The 15,755-nt window shown below is 33.9% G+C and carries 14 protein-coding genes; 12 read left to right on the top strand and 2 right to left on the bottom strand.

Annotated features, from left to right (window positions below; genetic code table 11):
- Nucleotides 1-23 precede the first annotated feature (23 nt).
- The 12 genes from NQQ59_RS19805 to NQQ59_RS19750 all read left to right on the top strand — a co-directional run bounded on the left by NQQ59_RS19805 (nucleotide 24) and on the right by NQQ59_RS19750 (nucleotide 13,934).
- A complete protein-coding gene (locus NQQ59_RS19805; RefSeq protein WP_144216670.1) occupies nucleotides 24-1,553 on the top strand; it encodes a bifunctional GNAT family N-acetyltransferase/carbon-nitrogen hydrolase family protein in 1,530 nt (509 codons plus the stop codon).
- A gap of 34 nt (nucleotides 1,554-1,587) precedes the next feature.
- A complete protein-coding gene (locus NQQ59_RS19800) occupies nucleotides 1,588-2,607 on the top strand; it encodes a hypothetical protein (protein WP_144216668.1) in 1,020 nt (339 codons plus the stop codon).
- Between the two features lie 69 nt (nucleotides 2,608-2,676).
- On the top strand, nucleotides 2,677-3,024 hold the full coding sequence (locus tag NQQ59_RS19795; protein WP_144216666.1) for a hypothetical protein: 348 nt from the start codon (nucleotides 2,677-2,679) through the stop codon (nucleotides 3,022-3,024).
- A gap of 15 nt (nucleotides 3,025-3,039) precedes the next feature.
- Nucleotides 3,040-5,430, top strand: a complete 2,391-nt coding sequence (locus NQQ59_RS19790; RefSeq protein WP_257698414.1) for a M28 family peptidase — start codon at nucleotides 3,040-3,042, stop codon at nucleotides 5,428-5,430.
- A 96-nt stretch (nucleotides 5,431-5,526) separates the two neighbouring features.
- The gene (locus NQQ59_RS19785) at nucleotides 5,527-6,342 is read left to right on the top strand and encodes a Rossmann-fold NAD(P)-binding domain-containing protein (RefSeq protein ID WP_144216665.1); all 816 of its coding nucleotides are present in this window, start codon (nucleotides 5,527-5,529) and stop codon (nucleotides 6,340-6,342) included.
- Between the two features lie 119 nt (nucleotides 6,343-6,461).
- Nucleotides 6,462-6,938 carry a methylated-DNA--[protein]-cysteine S-methyltransferase gene (locus tag NQQ59_RS19780; protein ID WP_144216663.1) on the top strand — a complete coding sequence of 159 codons (477 nt, stop codon included), beginning with the start codon at nucleotides 6,462-6,464 and terminating at the stop codon, nucleotides 6,936-6,938.
- Between the two features lie 136 nt (nucleotides 6,939-7,074).
- The gene (locus NQQ59_RS19775; RefSeq protein WP_144216661.1) at nucleotides 7,075-7,788 is read left to right on the top strand and encodes a 3'-5' exonuclease; all 714 of its coding nucleotides are present in this window, start codon (nucleotides 7,075-7,077) and stop codon (nucleotides 7,786-7,788) included.
- A gap of 86 nt (nucleotides 7,789-7,874) precedes the next feature.
- Nucleotides 7,875-8,948: a winged helix DNA-binding domain-containing protein gene (locus NQQ59_RS19770; RefSeq protein WP_144216659.1), complete on the top strand. Its 1,074-nt coding sequence runs from the start codon at nucleotides 7,875-7,877 to the stop codon at nucleotides 8,946-8,948.
- Between the two features lie 406 nt (nucleotides 8,949-9,354).
- Nucleotides 9,355-10,794 (top strand): nucleoside recognition domain-containing protein, encoded by a 1,440-nt coding sequence (locus NQQ59_RS19765; RefSeq protein ID WP_144216657.1) that lies wholly within the window; start codon nucleotides 9,355-9,357, stop codon nucleotides 10,792-10,794.
- Nucleotides 10,795-10,818: 24 nt separating this feature from the next.
- Complete coding sequence (locus NQQ59_RS19760; RefSeq protein ID WP_144216655.1) at nucleotides 10,819-11,505, top strand: hypothetical protein; 687 nt, start codon at nucleotides 10,819-10,821, stop codon at nucleotides 11,503-11,505.
- A gap of 4 nt (nucleotides 11,506-11,509) precedes the next feature.
- On the top strand, nucleotides 11,510-12,259 hold the full coding sequence (locus tag NQQ59_RS19755) for a hypothetical protein (RefSeq protein ID WP_144216653.1): 750 nt from the start codon (nucleotides 11,510-11,512) through the stop codon (nucleotides 12,257-12,259).
- A gap of 70 nt (nucleotides 12,260-12,329) precedes the next feature.
- On the top strand, nucleotides 12,330-13,934 hold the full coding sequence (locus NQQ59_RS19750) for a fumarate hydratase (protein WP_144216651.1): 1,605 nt from the start codon (nucleotides 12,330-12,332) through the stop codon (nucleotides 13,932-13,934).
- Between the two features lie 125 nt (nucleotides 13,935-14,059).
- Here the strand turns inward: NQQ59_RS19750 and NQQ59_RS19745 are convergent, their stop codons facing one another.
- Both NQQ59_RS19745 and dinB read right to left on the bottom strand, forming a co-directional pair.
- The gene (locus tag NQQ59_RS19745) at nucleotides 14,060-14,560 is read right to left on the bottom strand and encodes a PAS domain-containing protein (RefSeq protein ID WP_144216649.1); all 501 of its coding nucleotides are present in this window, start codon (nucleotides 14,558-14,560) and stop codon (nucleotides 14,060-14,062) included.
- A gap of 102 nt (nucleotides 14,561-14,662) precedes the next feature.
- Nucleotides 14,663-15,745 (bottom strand): DNA polymerase IV, encoded by a 1,083-nt coding sequence (dinB, locus tag NQQ59_RS19740; RefSeq protein WP_144216647.1) that lies wholly within the window; start codon nucleotides 15,743-15,745, stop codon nucleotides 14,663-14,665.
- Nucleotides 15,746-15,755: the final 10 nt, after the last annotated feature.

The following is a 15,755-nucleotide window of genomic DNA, read 5'->3' as shown; positions in this document are numbered from 1 at the left end:
ATATTTGAGATAAATCTTACTATATGCAGGCAAAAATCAAAAAAGTAGAATTACGAAATTTAGAAATTGAAGATTACAAACAGTTAAAAAAATCAATGATCGAATCGTATCCAGAAATGGCCGATTCGTATTGGGGATCTGATGATATCGAAAGACTTCTTTCTATTTTCCCAGAAGGACAGCTCGTAATTTTAGTGGATGGAAAGGTAGTAGGCTCTGCATTATCGCTCATTGTCGATGAAAAACTAGTAGAGAAAAGACACAATTACCAACAAATTAGCGGTGATTACACCTTCTCTACTCATAATCCAAATGCTGAAATTTTATACGGAATAGATGTTTTCATTCATCCAAACTATAGAGGTTTGCGTTTGGGAAGACGTTTGTACGACGCGAGAAAAGAACTTTGCGAACAATTAAACTTAAAAGCGATTGTTTTTGCAGGCCGAATTCCGAGTTATAGAGAACATGCTAAAAAAATGTCTCCTAAAGCGTATATTGAAAAAGTTCGAACGAAAGAATTATACGATCCAGTATTGACTTTTCAGTTGAGCAACGATTTTCACGTTTTAAGAATCATCAAAAATTATTTGGAAGGTGACGAGGAATCAAAAGAATTCGCTGTCTTACTGGAATGGAATAATATTTATTATGAAGATAGTCCGAAACTGATTAATCTTAAGAAAAACATCATTCGTTTAGGATTAATTCAATGGCAGATGCGTCCTTTAAATAATGTTGAAGCTCTTTTTGAACAAGCAGAATTCTTCATCGATGCCGTTTCAGGTTATGGTTCTGACTTTGCTTTATTTCCAGAATTGTTCACCGCTCCTTTAATGGCCGATTACAATCATTTATCTGAGGCAGAAGCTATTCGTGAATTGGCACGTCATACCGATCCCATTCAAAAGAAATTCCAGGAATTTGCCATTTCATACAACATCAATATTATTACAGGAAGTATGCCTTATGTAGAAAGTGGAAATCTGTATAATGTCGGTTTTTTATGTAAAAGAGACGGGACTTCAGAAATGTATACCAAAATTCATATTACACCAAACGAAGTAATTCACTGGGGAATGAAAGGCGGTTCTGAATTTAAAACTTTTGATACCGATTGCGGTAAAATTGGAATTTTAATTTGTTATGATGTCGAGTTCCCAGAACTTTCAAGACTTTTGGCAGATGAAGGAATGAACATTTTATTCGTACCCTTTTTAACCGATACACAAAACGGTTACACCCGTGTAAAACATTGTTCGCAGGCACGCGCTATCGAAAATGAGTGTTATGTAGCCATAGCAGGTTGCGTTGGAAATCTTCCAAAAGTGAACAATATGGATATTCAATATGCACAGTCTTCTGTATTTACTCCATCGGATTTTGCTTTTCCAAGTAACGGAATCAAAGCAGAAGCAACTCCAAACACAGAAATGACTTTAATTGTTGATGTTGATTTGAATTTACTGAAAGAACTTCATGAACATGGAAGCGTAAAAACATTAAAAGACCGTAGATCTGATCTTTACGAAATTAAGAAATTGAATACCTGATAAAAATGTTGTACAAAGGCCAATAAAAGTGCTTATGAAAAAAGTAATGTTTCTTTTTATAATCTCAATATTATACAGCTGTGGAAAAGATCCATATCCGAATGCTATTTCAGATTTCAGACCTGAATTACAAACTCATCTTAAAAAATTAGCATCAGAAAAAAAACTTCCATCAGGAGATACTATTGCAAGAAACTATATAACTAAAAATTGCACAAAAAATGAACTTTTAGAATTACTTAAATGCAATCAGCCAGTCTTAAGAGTTATTGCCTACAGAACTTTGGTAAATAAAAAGGACAAAGATTATTTTAAAATTCTTTTAGGCCATTTAAGCGACACGGCTAAAGTAACTTGGTGGTTTTATGAAGATGCTGCTGATGATTTTACAGTCTCTGATTTATTAATTAGAAAGGCAGAAGATGGCAAAATGTTAACTAAAGCCCAAAAAAGTATTTTAGTCGATAGTGTTTTATTAAAGCATTCTTACTTAGATGTTGCCAATTGGATGATTTATGATGTTGAACCTAATGAAAAATATTATGCACTAATAAAACAAAAATCAAAATTGAAAACCAATAGATGTGGTAAACAGCTTGGTGCATGTTATGCTTTATCAAAATTTAAGAAAAAAGAAGATTTAGCCTATTTAAAGAGTGTTTTTAATAAGTTCGAAAGCCCTTGCGAGGATTTAATTTTTAAGGCAATTGAAGAAAATCCAGATAAGATTTATTTTCCAGTACTTGAAAAGTATTTTGAGACAGTCGTTAAAAAGAAAAAACAATATTCATACGATGATTTAAAAGATTATTGTCTCGCAGTTGCAAAATATAAAAATGAAGAGAGTCTAATGCTTCTGGAAAAATTATTAATTAAAAAAAATTATCCAGATCCATGGTACTTTAAACATAATGAAGGGTACGTTTTTAAAGCCATCCATAAATATAAAGCTCCCATTTATGACGATTTGTATAAAAGATTAAAACCTAAAATGAGTGAATTTACCATCGAATATCTTGATAAGCCAGATTATGATGATAGAAAAACGTGGTAAAATAGTCCTATTTTACTTTTAAAAATAAAATAAATCAAGTCAAATAATTTTAAAAATTAAGACAGATCTATGAAAACATGCCTCGAATGTTCTATTAAAATTGTTGGTCGTGAAGACAAGAAATTTTGTTCGGATGGTTGCCGAAATGCGTACAATAACAAAATAAATAAAGATAGTACGAATTTCATGCGAAATATAAACAACAAGTTACGCAAAAATTACCGTATTTTGGCAGAGTTAAATACAGAGGGAAAATCAAAAGCAACGCGTGAGAAAATGTTAAACAAAGGCTTTGATTTTGAGTTCTTTACTAATATTTTACAAACCAAGACAGGAAATACATATTATTTCTTGTACGACCAGGGCTACCGTTCCTTGGACAATGATTATTATATGCTTGTTAAAAAAGAAATATAGATAGTTTTATTAACCATGAGAAAAAACCAAACCTCCATTCTCGCAATTGCCTGCGTTTTAGCTTTGCTAGGCATTATATACGCCACAATGATGCCGCAAGGCATCAATAAAGACGACGAAGCACTCGCAGAATTCTCTACCGAAAGGGCTTTAAACCAAGTCGGAATTATTGCGCAAAAACCACATTATGTCGGATCTACAAATCATGAACTGGTTGCCAATTATCTGAAACTTGAATTAAACAGAATTGGTTTAGAAACGAGTGTTCAGGAAGGTTTTACTCTAAACGATAAAGGTCTTTTAGTAAAGTCAAAAAATATTTTGGCTCGAATTAAAGGAACAAACAATACCAAAGCACTTTTACTTCTTTCTCATTACGACAGTGCTCCGCATTCTTTCTCAAAAGGTGCAAGCGACGATGCTTCTGGTGTCGCAACAATCTTAGAAGGCGTTCGTGCCTTTTTATACTCTAAACATCCTCAGAAAAACGATATAATCATACTCTTTTCAGATGCGGAAGAATTAGGCTTAAACGGTGCCGCTCTTTTTGTAAACAAACATCCTTGGGCAAAAGACGTTGGATTGGTTTTGAATTTTGAAGCACGCGGCTCTTCTGGTCCAAGTTATATGTTAATGGAAACCACTAAAGGAAATGAAGCGCTTGTAAAAGAATTTTCTAAAGCAAAAACTTCTTATCCTGTTTCTAATTCGCTGATGTACAGCATTTATAAAATGCTTCCAAATGATACCGATTTAACTGTTTTTAGAGAACAAGGAAACATTCAAGGATTTAATTTCGCTTTTATTGATGGGCATTTCAACTATCACACACAACAAGATGATGTTCAACATTTAAGCAAAACTACTTTAGCACATCAAGGAACGTACTTGATGCCATTATTGAAATACCTGACCAACATTGACTTAAACCAAACAGAATCTACTGAAGATAACGTTTATTTCAGTGCTCCTTTTTCATTCATCAACTACCCGTTTTCTTGGGTAATGCCAATGACATTAATTGCTTTTGGATTATTGGCTTTATTTATTTTCGTCGGAAAAGTAAAAAGAATCATCACTTTTAGAGAAATATTCAGAGGATTTGTGCCTCTTTTGGGTTCTATAATTATTGCAGGATTAGTAACTTTTTTAGGATGGAAACTTATTTTAGAAATTTATCCTCAATATTCTGATTTACTAAACGGCTTTACTTATAACGGACACGCTTATATTGGCGCTTTTGTCACTCTAAGTATTGCGATTTGTTTTGCTTTCTACCATCATTTTTCTGATACCAAAATCACAATGAATCACTTTGTGGCGCCATTGTTACTTTGGATCATCATTAATGCCTTTTTAGCAAATAGTTTAACGGGAGCAGGATTTTTAATTATTCCTGTTTATTTCGGAATATTATTATTCGGAATTTTCGTTTTCACACAACATTACAGTTTAGGAGTAAATCTAATTTTCAGTATTCCGGCTTTGGCTATTGTAGCGCCATTTATCGTAATGTTTCCTGTTGGCTTAGGACTTAAAATTTTGTTTGGAAGTGCCATTTTAACTGTTTTATTGTTCGGATTGTTATTACCAATATTTGGAGATTTTGCCAGAAAAGGAATTTGGACAGTTGTTTTCTTCCTAACTTCTATTGGATTTTTCATCTATGCTGGATACAATTCAGGCTATGAATATGGAAAAGCAAAATCAAACAGCTTATTATATGTTTACAATGCTGATCACAATTCTGCAGTTTGGGCGACTTATGATAAAAACTTGGACGATTGGACCAAATCGTATTTAGGAGAGAAAAATCAAAAAGCGGTTGGTTTAAATTCGCTTCCGTTGGCAAGCAAATACAATTCAACATTTACTTATAGTTCAATTGCGCCTGTTGTTGATGTTCCGAAACCTACCATTCAATTTTTGAGAGACAGTGTAATTGGAAGCAATAGATATCTAAAAATCAAGATAACGCCAAACAGAAAAGTAAATCGTTACGACATTTATGCCAACCCAAAAATGACGTTTTACAACTTTAAAGCAAACGGAGTAACGACTTCTGGAGAAAAAGGCAATCGTTTACAAAGAGAAGACAGCAAAATTTTATGTTATTATGTTGTCGGAAATGAACCGCTTGAAATGGAATTCTACATCAACAAATCGTCTATTTTTGATATGGATTTGATAGAAAGTTCATTTGATTTAATGACAAATCCACTATTAAACGTCAAACCAAGAGAAAACTGGATGATGCCAACTCCTTTTGTTTTAAATGATGCTGTTTTAATTCAGCAGAAAATAAAAAGATACGTTGCACCAATAAAACCAATTGAACCTGTAATCGTTAAAGATAGTTTGGCGATTCCAAAAGACAGTATAAAACCGGTTGTAACACCAGAATAATAAATAAAGGCAGATTTTAAAATCTGCCTTTTTCTTTATAGCTCAAAAAACTTTGCAACTCTGTACCTTTGTTACTTTGCACCTCAAAACAAAAAAATGAAACAAATAAGCATATTAGGTTGTGGCTGGCTCGGATTTCCTTTAGCAACAAAGTTAATTGAAATTGGAAATTCAGTAAATGGATCAACAACTTCTGAACATAAACTTTCTATTTTAGAAAGTGCTGGAATAAATCCGTTTTTAGTAACTGTTGAAAGCGAAAGTGTTTCTGAAAATATCGCTGATTTTTTAGCGCAGAGCGAAATTCTAATTATAGACATTCCGCCAAAATTGCGAGCTGCAAACCCTGATTCTGAAAGGAAACTTTTTGTTGAAAAAATCGAAAATCTAATTCCTTTCATAGAAAAATCAAAAATTAAGAAAGTTCTCTTTGTAAGTTCAACATCGGTTTATGGCGATGATAACAGTAAAATAATCGAAGAAAGCATTCCAAATCCCGAAACAGAAAGCGGAAAACAATTGCTGTTGGCAGAAAATCTTCTTCAAGAAAATAAAAACTTTGAAACCACAATTCTACGTTTCGGCGGATTAATCGGCGAAGACCGTCATCCTATTAAATTTTTATCCGGAAAGGAAAACATTGAAAATCCAGATGCGCCTGTAAATTTAATTCATCAAAAAGATTGTATTGAAATCATTGAAGCCATCATCAATCAATCCAAATGGAATGAAACTTTTAATGCCGTAGCACCTTTTCATCCTACAAGAAAAGTATATTATACTCAAAAAGCAATTGAAATGAATTTGCCATTACCGAAATTCAGTTCACAGCAATCTAACATCAAAAAAGTGATTTCAAGCGAAAAAATTGAAAGTGTTTTAGATTATAAATTTAGAATGAACAATTATTAAACCATATAAGTGATGTAAGTAATTTAAGTTTTAGAGAATTAAATGAACTTATATGACTTATATGGTTCAAAAAAAATTCGCGAACTTTGCGAAACTCTTCGCGCTTTTGCATTTAAACTATGGAAACAGTCTTCATCAATTCACCTTTAGGAATCACCAAAATAGTTGGAGATGAAGATGGTATTGCCATAATTTCTGTTTCTGATGTTGGAACAAATGAAGTTTCTACAGAAATTCCAGAAGTTTTGAAAGAAGCCGTTTTACAGCTAAATGAATATTTTGAAGGCAAAAGAACCGATTTCGATCTAAAATTAAACCCAAAAGGCACCGAATTTCAGCAGAAAGTATGGAAAGCGTTATTAGAGATTCCGTATGGAAAAACGGTAAGTTACATGGATCAGACCAAAAAGCTTGGCGATGTAAAAGCAATCCGCGCCGTAGCATCGGCAAATGGTAAAAATCCGCTTTGGATTGTTATTCCTTGTCATCGTGTTATCGGCACAAATGGATCTTTAACAGGATACGCCGGCGGATTATCACGCAAAAAATGGCTTTTGGAACATGAATCACCTTCTGCACAACAAAGTCTGTTTTAGTTTTTTTGCCAATTAAGTTTAAAACTTATAAATCTTCCCCAATAAAAAGTAGTAAAATTCCGCATTAAACCTTATCGCTTTATATTTATCTTAAAAAGAATTTGTGTAAATTCGTGTAATTCGTGGCAAAAAAATTATGATTGAAAAAATAAACCTCAATAACATTCTCTTTCTGGATATAGAAACCGTTCCTGAAGAAGAGAATTTCAATTCGCTTGACGCGGAAATGCAATCGCTTTGGGATTCGAAAACGCAATATCAGCGAAAAGACGATTTTTCTCCTGAAGAATTTTACGAACGTGCAGGAATTTGGGCTGAGTTTGGAAAGATAATCTGTATTTCTGTTGGCTTTTTTACCATCAAAGGAGATGTTAGAAACTTTAGAGTGACTTCTTTTTTTGGTGACGAAAAGAAAATCCTGAAAGACTTTTCAAATCTGATCAACAATCATTTCAATCAGCCGCAGCATTTAATGTGCGGACACAACTCAAAAGAGTTTGACATTCCGTTTATTGCCAGAAGAATGATCATCAATCAAATGCCGATTCCTGACAAATTAAACCTTTTCGGCAAAAAACCTTGGGAAATTCCGCATCTGGATACTTTAGAATTATGGAAGTTTGGCGATTACAAACATTTTACTTCTTTAAAACTGTTAACCAAGATTCTCGGTGTCCCATCGCCAAAAGGCGATATTGACGGAAGCCAAGTTGGTCATGTATATTATGTCGAAAAAGACATTGACCGAATTATAACCTACTGTGAAAAGGATACAATTGCCGTAGCTCAGGTTTTTCTCCGATTAAGAAGAGAAGATTTATTGATTGATGAGGAGATTATTCATGTTTAGTTTTTTGAGGTCCTAAGACTCTAAGACGCTGAGGTGCTAAGGTTTTAAAAACTAGAATTACTTATATCACTTATATGGTTTACAAAATGACGCACGAGCAAATTTCACATCATCGTTTGGTTGCTCAAAAGTTGTACAAAACTAGCCCTTGTTCTCCACAAGAAGTGGTAAAACATTTTGGTGCCATGCAGGCGCAGGATTACGCCATGGCAAAATGGGCGATTGGTTCTCGTTGCGATTCATCAGAAAAAGAGATTGAGGAAGCTGTAAATTCGGCTAAGATTATTCGAACCCATATTTTGCGTCCAACGTGGCATTTTGTTTCTCCTGATGATATTTATTGGATGCTTGAACTATCTGCTCCACAAGTAAAACGTTTCACCAATTCTGCAGCTAAAAAATTTGGCTATGACGAGAAGAAGCTTAATCAGGTCAATTCTTCTATCGAAAAACTACTCGCAGGAAACAATCATTTGACACGTGATGAAATCATGCAAGAACTTGATATCAAAAAAACCTCAAAGGAAGATTTCCTAAGTGCTGCCATTATGATGAATGCCGAATTGGATGGTTTAGTCTGCAACGGAAGAATGAAAGGCAAACAAATTACTTATGCTTTGCTCGAAGAAAGGGTTTCTAAACCAAAATCCAAATTAAGTAAAGAAGAAGCATTGGCAAAACTTGCCCAACGTTATTTTGAAAGTCATGGCCCCGCAACCCTGCTTGATTTCTCTTGGTGGTCTGGTTTTGCGCCAACAATCTGCAAGAATGCAATTAACGCAATAGAGTTGCAATTAAACTCTGTCTCTATTGACAATCAGCTATATTGGTTTAAAAAAGAGGACACTAAAGAGAATGACTTTCACGAAAGCGTTCATTTTCTTCCGGCGTTTGATGAGATTTTAATTTCATATAAAACACGTGAAGCTTCTTTCAATACAGAACATCAATCTAAAGTTTTTACCAATAATGGCATTTTTAAACCCATCATTTTAGAAAACGGAAAAGTGATTGGAATCTGGAAAAGAACCATTAAAAAAGATTACGTCAAAATAGAAACAGAATTTTTTAATGAAACCGAAAATTCTAAAAAAGAGATTTTATTTGAAGGAATTAAAGCTTTTGAGAATTATTTGGAAATGAAAATTACCATTGAATAATTCATTATTATGTCGCTCCGCTGGAGCTTTTGGTTGTCTTTAGATTTTATTTTCTATAAATATTTCGCTCTTCTAGAGCTATTGGATTTTTTTAAATTTATAATATACTTTCTTTGGCATATCGCTCCGCTGAAGTTTTTCATTATTTTCCAATTTGATTTCTATAAAAATTTCACTCTTCCAGAACTGCCAAATTCTTTCAAATTGCTCTCACTCAAAAAGCTCTGGAAGAGCGAAATATTTATAGCTCAAAAAATCCACATAATAAAGAGCCCCAGCAGGGCGACATATAAATTTAACCTCATTTGTCATTATTTCTCATTTACAACCCATCAAATTCTTCATCAAAAACAAAATATTTATGCATTTTATCGCTAAATAATTACATTTACAAAAAAATGTAATTATGGTATTAAGCAGATTTTGGTTAGTTATTTTTATTTCTTCGATTCTTTTTATTGTAGTCAGTTTATTTACTGCCAATACTTATACCATTGATTCTGTTTTAAATGGAAAAAAAGATGATCCGATTTTAGTTTCTGAAAAATATGTAGAAGAACTTCCTACTTTCATCAAAGACAGCATTAAAAAAGCGCCAGATCAAACCATGATTATCAATCGTGATACGCTTAATGCCGACACAACTTACGTTTTTAAAAACAAAACTGTAAAAATCTACAGCGGACTTCAAAAGTCTGATGGTTTACTACCAACTTGTAAAAGCACTTTGGTCGATTTAATTCTGCCTCTAATTGCTTACTTGGCCTTTTTCTGTGGTTTAATGGAACTTCTAATCATTTCTGGAGCTTCTGGAAAATTGGCAAAAGCGTTAAGTCCAGTATTTGTAAAAGTGTTTCCAAGTATTCCTAAAAATCACCCTTCGATATCGTACATGACTTTAAACTTTGCTGCTAATTTCTTGGGATTAGATTCGGCTGCAACACCTTTTGGATTGAAAGCCATGGAAAGTTTACAAGAAATAAACCCTGACAAAGACAAAGCCAGCGATGCACAAATTATGTTTATGTGTCTTCACGCTTCTGGTTTGACCTTAATTGCCACTTCGATTATTGGATATCGTGCTGCTGCAAATGCCAGTAATCCTGCCGATGTTATGCTTCCGTGTATCATTACTTCATTCATAGGAACTATCGCTGCTTTCTTAATTGTCGGAATCAAACAAAAAATCAATTTTAAAAGTGCTTCGCTTCTAATTGGTTTAATGGGATTAATTGCCGCTATTGTTGGTTTGCTGATGTATGTGAATCATTTGGATTTAATTGGAAAAAACTATTTTACGTCAAACCTTTCTGGATTAATATTATTGGCGATTATTGCTTTTACCCTGATTTTTTCTTTCAGACATGAACAGAAATTTAAAGATGCTAATACAACAGTCTTCGACACTTTTGTAGTTGGAGCAAATAACGGAGTGAAAACGGGAGTTACTATTTTTCCGTACGTTTTAGGAATGTTAGTAGCCATTTCACTATTCAGAAATAGTGGTTTATTCGAAATCATTAGTGACGCAATCGGATTTGTGTTTTCTAACTTAGGCGTAAGCAAAGAAATCACTAACGCACTTCCTGTTGCAATGCTTCGTCCGTTTAGTTCTGCGGGATCTAGAGGTTTCTTGATTGATTCAATGAATACCTTTGGCGCCGATTCTTTAACTGCTAGATTAAGCAGTATTTTTCAATGCAGTGCCGAAAGTACATTTTATGTAATTGCGGTATATTTTGGTTCAGTTAACATCAAAAATACAAGATATGCTTTAGGCACAATGCTTTTAGTAGATTTAATTTGTGTAATTACAGCAATATTTGTAGCAACTTGGTTCTTTTAATTTCATTTCATAAAAGCTCAAAATATGAATTTATTTAAAAAATTATTCGGCAAGGAAAAGGAAGTTAAAACGGTCAAAGAAGAGCCTTCTTCTGAGCAGTCCAAATTTACAGAAGAAGCACAACCTTTGGAAAATACGCAGTCTGAGGAAAATCAATTTGAACCCAATAAAATCGACTGGCTTATAAACGATTCTATCTTGACTTTTATGCCAAGAGAATTGTATATGCATTATTCTGATTCTGAAACCGAAAAAGACTTTCAGAATCCGTCATGGCAAAATCAGGGAATTTATTTCTGGAGAGAAAAAGAAGCTTTTGAAAACAAATCTCTTCCTGAATTCTTTCAAACAATGAACCAACGTTTATTTGTGATCAATGAAGCTCCAGATTACATCAATCTTGTATCAGGAAAAGCAATGCCTTGGTTTGGAATGCCTGGAGGTGGTGAAAAATTCTTTTTTAGATATGATGAAAGTACGCCAGTAACTCTGGAAGAAGCACATAAGCTCAATATCATCAAATATGTTGAAGTAATCGAATTGAATTATGATAACCTGAGCGTTTTAAACGATCGTGATAACTACTGTTTTTTAATTGATCCTAATGAAGTAAAATTTGAAGACCAACTTTTTTACTTCAATGGCGAAAAAATATCACTGGCAGAACTTTATCAAAAGAAAAAACTTTTAGTTTTACTATTAGAACAATAATACCATGAAAATACAAGCCCTCCTCTTCTCAATCCTACTAATCGGATGCCAAAAAACAAAAACCACAGATTCAGAAATTGCAGCATTACCGGTTGTTCAGGAAATTCCAATGGAATCTATCGACACTTCGGCAGATGAAAAAATCATAAAAACGGATACCGTTGCAATTTATGTTAATGGCGAAGAATCTTCAAAAGACTACATTTTAGCCAATTTGGTAGAACAGCAAGCAGACAAAGACAGCATTGTAACCGTAAAATACCGACTGGATTTTTATCAGAATAAAAGCAAAACAGGATCTTCAAAAGTTACAATTAAAGGTTTTGAAAAAGGTTCAGACTGGATGGCTTCTTATGGATTGACATCTGAAACTTCCAAAAATTCGCCTTTCATACATATTTCAGTGGGATATCCTGCTTGTGGTTATACGCATGACAACTATTTATATTACTTAAAAAACAATAGCTTACAGCTTGTTCATCAATGGAATACACTATCTGACAGTGGTTGGGGAAGTTGGGTAGAAATCGCTAATCCATCAAAAAGTTCAGATCCAAAATCTTTTTATTGCAAAACTGTTGCATTTGTACCAGCAGATGAAGATGAAAACATGGACATGGGAATCCTAACACATTCTGATTCAATTTCTTTTGAATTGAAAGGTAACCAATGGAGCAAGAAATTACTATCGGCAAAAGACAAAGCTTACTTTCAAAAGAAGATGACTTTTGATCAGTTTAACAGTCAGGAATAAACTGCTCCAGAACGCTTATTCAAACTCTTTCTAAAATAAATTCTTTCTAACTTTGTGAAAAAACAAAGCAATGATTGATTTTATATACCAAGATCCTTATCCGATCTTAAAGGATGATACGCAGTACCGCAAAATCACCTCAGATTTTGTGAAAGTGGAACAATTTGGAGAACGCGAAGTTTTAACCGTTGATCCAAAAGGTTTAGAATTATTAGCAGAAGAGGCATTAACAGATGTTTCGTTTATGCTAAGAACGACTCATTTGCAAAAACTTAGAAAAATCCTTGATGATCCAGAAGCTACAGATAACGATCGTTTTGTAGCCTACAATTTGCTTCAAAATGCTTCTGTTGCTGCTGAAGGTCAATTACCAAGCTGTCAGGATACGGGAACGGCAATTGTTATGGCTAAAAAAGGCGAAAGCATTTTTACAGGTGTTGATGATGCAGAATGGTTAAGCCGCGGAATTTTTAATACTTACCAAAAAAGAAACTTACGTTACTCGCAGATTGTTCCGATTTCGATGTTTGAAGAGAAAAATTCAGGATCAAATCTTCCGGCACAAATTGATATTTATGCTAAAAAAGGAACTTCTTACGACTTTTTGTTTATGGCAAAAGGTGGAGGATCTGCAAACAAAACATACTTATACCAACAGACAAAATCTTTGTTGAATGAAAAATCATTAGACGAATTCATTCGTACAAAAATCAAAGATTTAGGAACTTCTGCTTGTCCTCCATACCATTTAGCTTTGGTAATTGGCGGAACTTCTGCAGAAGCCAACTTAAGCGCTGTTAAAAAAGCTTCTGCAGGATATTATGATCATCTTCCAACTTCTGGAAATATGTCTGGTCAGGCTTTCCGTGATTTTGAATGGGAAGAAAGAGTTCAGAAAATTTGCCAGGAAAGTGCAATTGGAGCACAATTTGGAGGAAAATATTTCACGCACGACGTTCGTGTAATTCGTTTGCCTCGTCACGCGGCTTCTTGTCCAGTTGGATTGGGAGTTTCTTGTTCTGCAGATAGAAACATCAAAGGAAAAATCACGAAAGACGGAATCTTCGTTGAGCAATTAGAAGTAAATCCGAAACAATTTTTACCAGAAACAGCACCGCATTTAGAAGCTCCTGTAGAAATTGACTTAGACCAACCAATGGCTGATATTTTAGCTAAATTATCTCAATATCCAGTTAAAACGCGTTTGAAACTAAACGGAACTGTAATTGTTGCGAGAGATATTGCTCACGCAAAAATCAAAGAATTGTTAGACGCTGGAAAACCAATGCCAGAGTATTTCAAAAATCACCCTGTTTACTATGCTGGTCCTGCAAAAACTCCAGACGGAATGGCTTCAGGAAGTTTCGGACCAACAACTGCTGGGCGTATGGACGTTTATGTAGATGAATTCCAAAAAAATGGCGGAAGCATGATTATGTTGGCAAAAGGAAACCGTACCAAACAAGTAACTGATGCCTGCAACAAATACGGCGGATTCTACTTAGGTTCTATCGGAGGTCCTGCTGCTATTTTAGCTCAAGACAACATTCTAAAAGTTGAAGTGGTTGATTTTGAAGAATTAGGAATGGAAGCCGTTCGTAAAATCACCGTTAAAGATTTCCCAGCATTCATTATTACAGATGATAAAGGAAATGATTTCTTTGCTGATTTATAATAGAATTTGCCACGAAGGCGCTAAGACACAAAGTTTTTTTATAAATAAAAGCCACCAATAGGTGGCTTTTATTTTTTCTTTATTTAAAAATATCTTCGTGTCTTAGCGCCTTCGTGGCAAAAAAACTAAGCACTTAAATCCTGTTTTTCAAAAGCTATAAAATGCGATATTTCGCCATTTAATTTATAAACTGGCGAAGCATCAATTTTACATTTATACGTTTTACCGTTTTTACGGTAGTTTTCAAGCGTTTTTTCAAAAGGAATCTTCTTCTTTACTGCTGCTCTAATTTCTCTTAAATCTTTTTTAGAAGTTGCTGGTCCCTGAAACATTTTTGGGGTTTTACCGAGAATCTCTTCTTCTTTATAACCCGTCATTTTTTTGATTCCGCTTGACGCGAAAACTATTCTTAAATCCAGATCCGTAATCAAAACAACTTCATCTTTGATTCTTTCGCTGATATTCAGTTTTTTTTCATCCCAAGTAAACTCACTAGAAATTTTACTTACTCTTTCCAGATCATCCGTTAAAGCTTTCAGTTCTTTTATATATTCATGGTGAAAATCCCATGACAGAATTGGAACCGTGTTTCGTTGTAAAAAATCGTCGGAATTTTTATTTTTCATGTAAAATACAATTTAAATGATCAATAAATATTTTATCCAAAGATAGAGGAAAAATCCTCCCAATAAGTATCATTAATACTCTTTTAAGCATTGAAAATGTTATCAAAACGTAAATTTTAACTGAACCACTACTTCTTTTTTAATTTCATTGTTCAGATTGCTTAACGAAATACCGAGCAATCTTACAGAATCTTTCATTTTTTCCTGGTATAATAATTCTTGTATATTCTCCATAATCAATTTTTTATCGGAGATAAAGTAAGGAAGCGTTTTACTTCTGGTTTGTTGCGAAAAATCACTGTATTTTATTTTAAGTGTTATAGTTTTACCTGAAAGTTTATGTCGTTCGAGTCGTTTTTCTAAAGAAGCTGCAATTCCTTCCAGTTGCTCAATCATAAAAATTTCAGAAGAAAGATTAACGTCAAAAGTATGTTCTGCGGCAACTGATTTGGTAATTCTGGATGATTTTACTTCACTATTGTGAATGCCACGTACTACATGATAATAAAATGCACCCGATTTTCCGAAGTGTTTCTCTAAAAACTCTAAGGATTTACTTTTAAGATCTGTTCCCGTAAAAATACCAAGCTGATACATTTTTTCAGTAGTTACTTTCCCTACTCCATAAAATTTTCGAATGGGCAAATCTTCTAAAAAAGCTTCTACTTCATCCGGATTTACCGTTTTCTGTCCGTTTGGTTTATTGTAATCACTCGCAATTTTAGCCACAAATTTATTAATCGAAATTCCCGCAGAAGCCGTTAAACCAACTTCATTAAAAATTCTCATTCTAATTTCTTCTGCTAACAAACTTGCACTCGGATTTCCTTTTTTATTATGAGTAACATCCAGATAAGCTTCATCTAGTGAAAGAGGTTCCACTAAATCAGTATACTCATTAAAAATTTTATGAATTTTGGATGAAATCTCTTTGTAACGATCAAATCTGGGACGCACAAAAATAATATCGGGACAATATTTTTTGGCCAAAACTCCGCTGATAGCACTTCGAACACCAAATTTTCGAGCCTCATAACTAGCTGCTGCCACAACTCCTCTATTTTCTGAACCACCAACTGCCAAAGGTTTCCCACGCAAATCTGGATTATCCATCTGTTCTACAGACGCATAAAAAGCATCCATATCGATATGAATAATTTTTCTATATGTAGCTATTTCAGACATTTTGCAAATT

It is taken from the genome of Flavobacterium panacis, assembly GCF_024649945.1.
GTDB classification, from domain to species: domain Bacteria; phylum Bacteroidota; class Bacteroidia; order Flavobacteriales; family Flavobacteriaceae; genus Flavobacterium; species Flavobacterium panacis.
Note: the sequence above shows the minus strand (reverse complement) of the source record. Positions and strands in the feature narration are given on the sequence as shown.

Bases quoted from the DNA above. Each gene is read 5' to 3' on its own strand.
- NQQ59_RS19805 (WP_144216670.1), top strand. From the start codon at position 24: ATGCAGGCAAAAATCAAAAAAGTAGAATTACGAAATTTAGAAATTGAA.
- NQQ59_RS19800 (WP_144216668.1), top strand. From the start codon at position 1,588: ATGAAAAAAGTAATGTTTCTTTTTATAATCTCAATATTATACAGCTGT.
- NQQ59_RS19795 (WP_144216666.1), top strand. From the start codon at position 2,677: ATGAAAACATGCCTCGAATGTTCTATTAAAATTGTTGGTCGTGAAGAC.
- NQQ59_RS19790 (WP_257698414.1), top strand. From the start codon at position 3,040: ATGAGAAAAAACCAAACCTCCATTCTCGCAATTGCCTGCGTTTTAGCT.
- NQQ59_RS19785 (WP_144216665.1), top strand. From the start codon at position 5,527: ATGAAACAAATAAGCATATTAGGTTGTGGCTGGCTCGGATTTCCTTTA.
- NQQ59_RS19780 (WP_144216663.1), top strand. From the start codon at position 6,462: ATGGAAACAGTCTTCATCAATTCACCTTTAGGAATCACCAAAATAGTT.
- NQQ59_RS19775 (WP_144216661.1), top strand. From the start codon at position 7,075: ATGATTGAAAAAATAAACCTCAATAACATTCTCTTTCTGGATATAGAA.
- NQQ59_RS19770 (WP_144216659.1), top strand. From the start codon at position 7,875: ATGACGCACGAGCAAATTTCACATCATCGTTTGGTTGCTCAAAAGTTG.
- NQQ59_RS19765 (WP_144216657.1), top strand. From the start codon at position 9,355: ATGGTATTAAGCAGATTTTGGTTAGTTATTTTTATTTCTTCGATTCTT.
- NQQ59_RS19760 (WP_144216655.1), top strand. From the start codon at position 10,819: ATGAATTTATTTAAAAAATTATTCGGCAAGGAAAAGGAAGTTAAAACG.
- NQQ59_RS19755 (WP_144216653.1), top strand. From the start codon at position 11,510: ATGAAAATACAAGCCCTCCTCTTCTCAATCCTACTAATCGGATGCCAA.
- NQQ59_RS19750 (WP_144216651.1), top strand. From the start codon at position 12,330: ATGATTGATTTTATATACCAAGATCCTTATCCGATCTTAAAGGATGAT.
- NQQ59_RS19745 (WP_144216649.1), bottom strand. From the start codon at position 14,560: ATGAAAAATAAAAATTCCGACGATTTTTTACAACGAAACACGGTTCCA.
- dinB (WP_144216647.1), bottom strand. From the start codon at position 15,745: ATGTCTGAAATAGCTACATATAGAAAAATTATTCATATCGATATGGAT.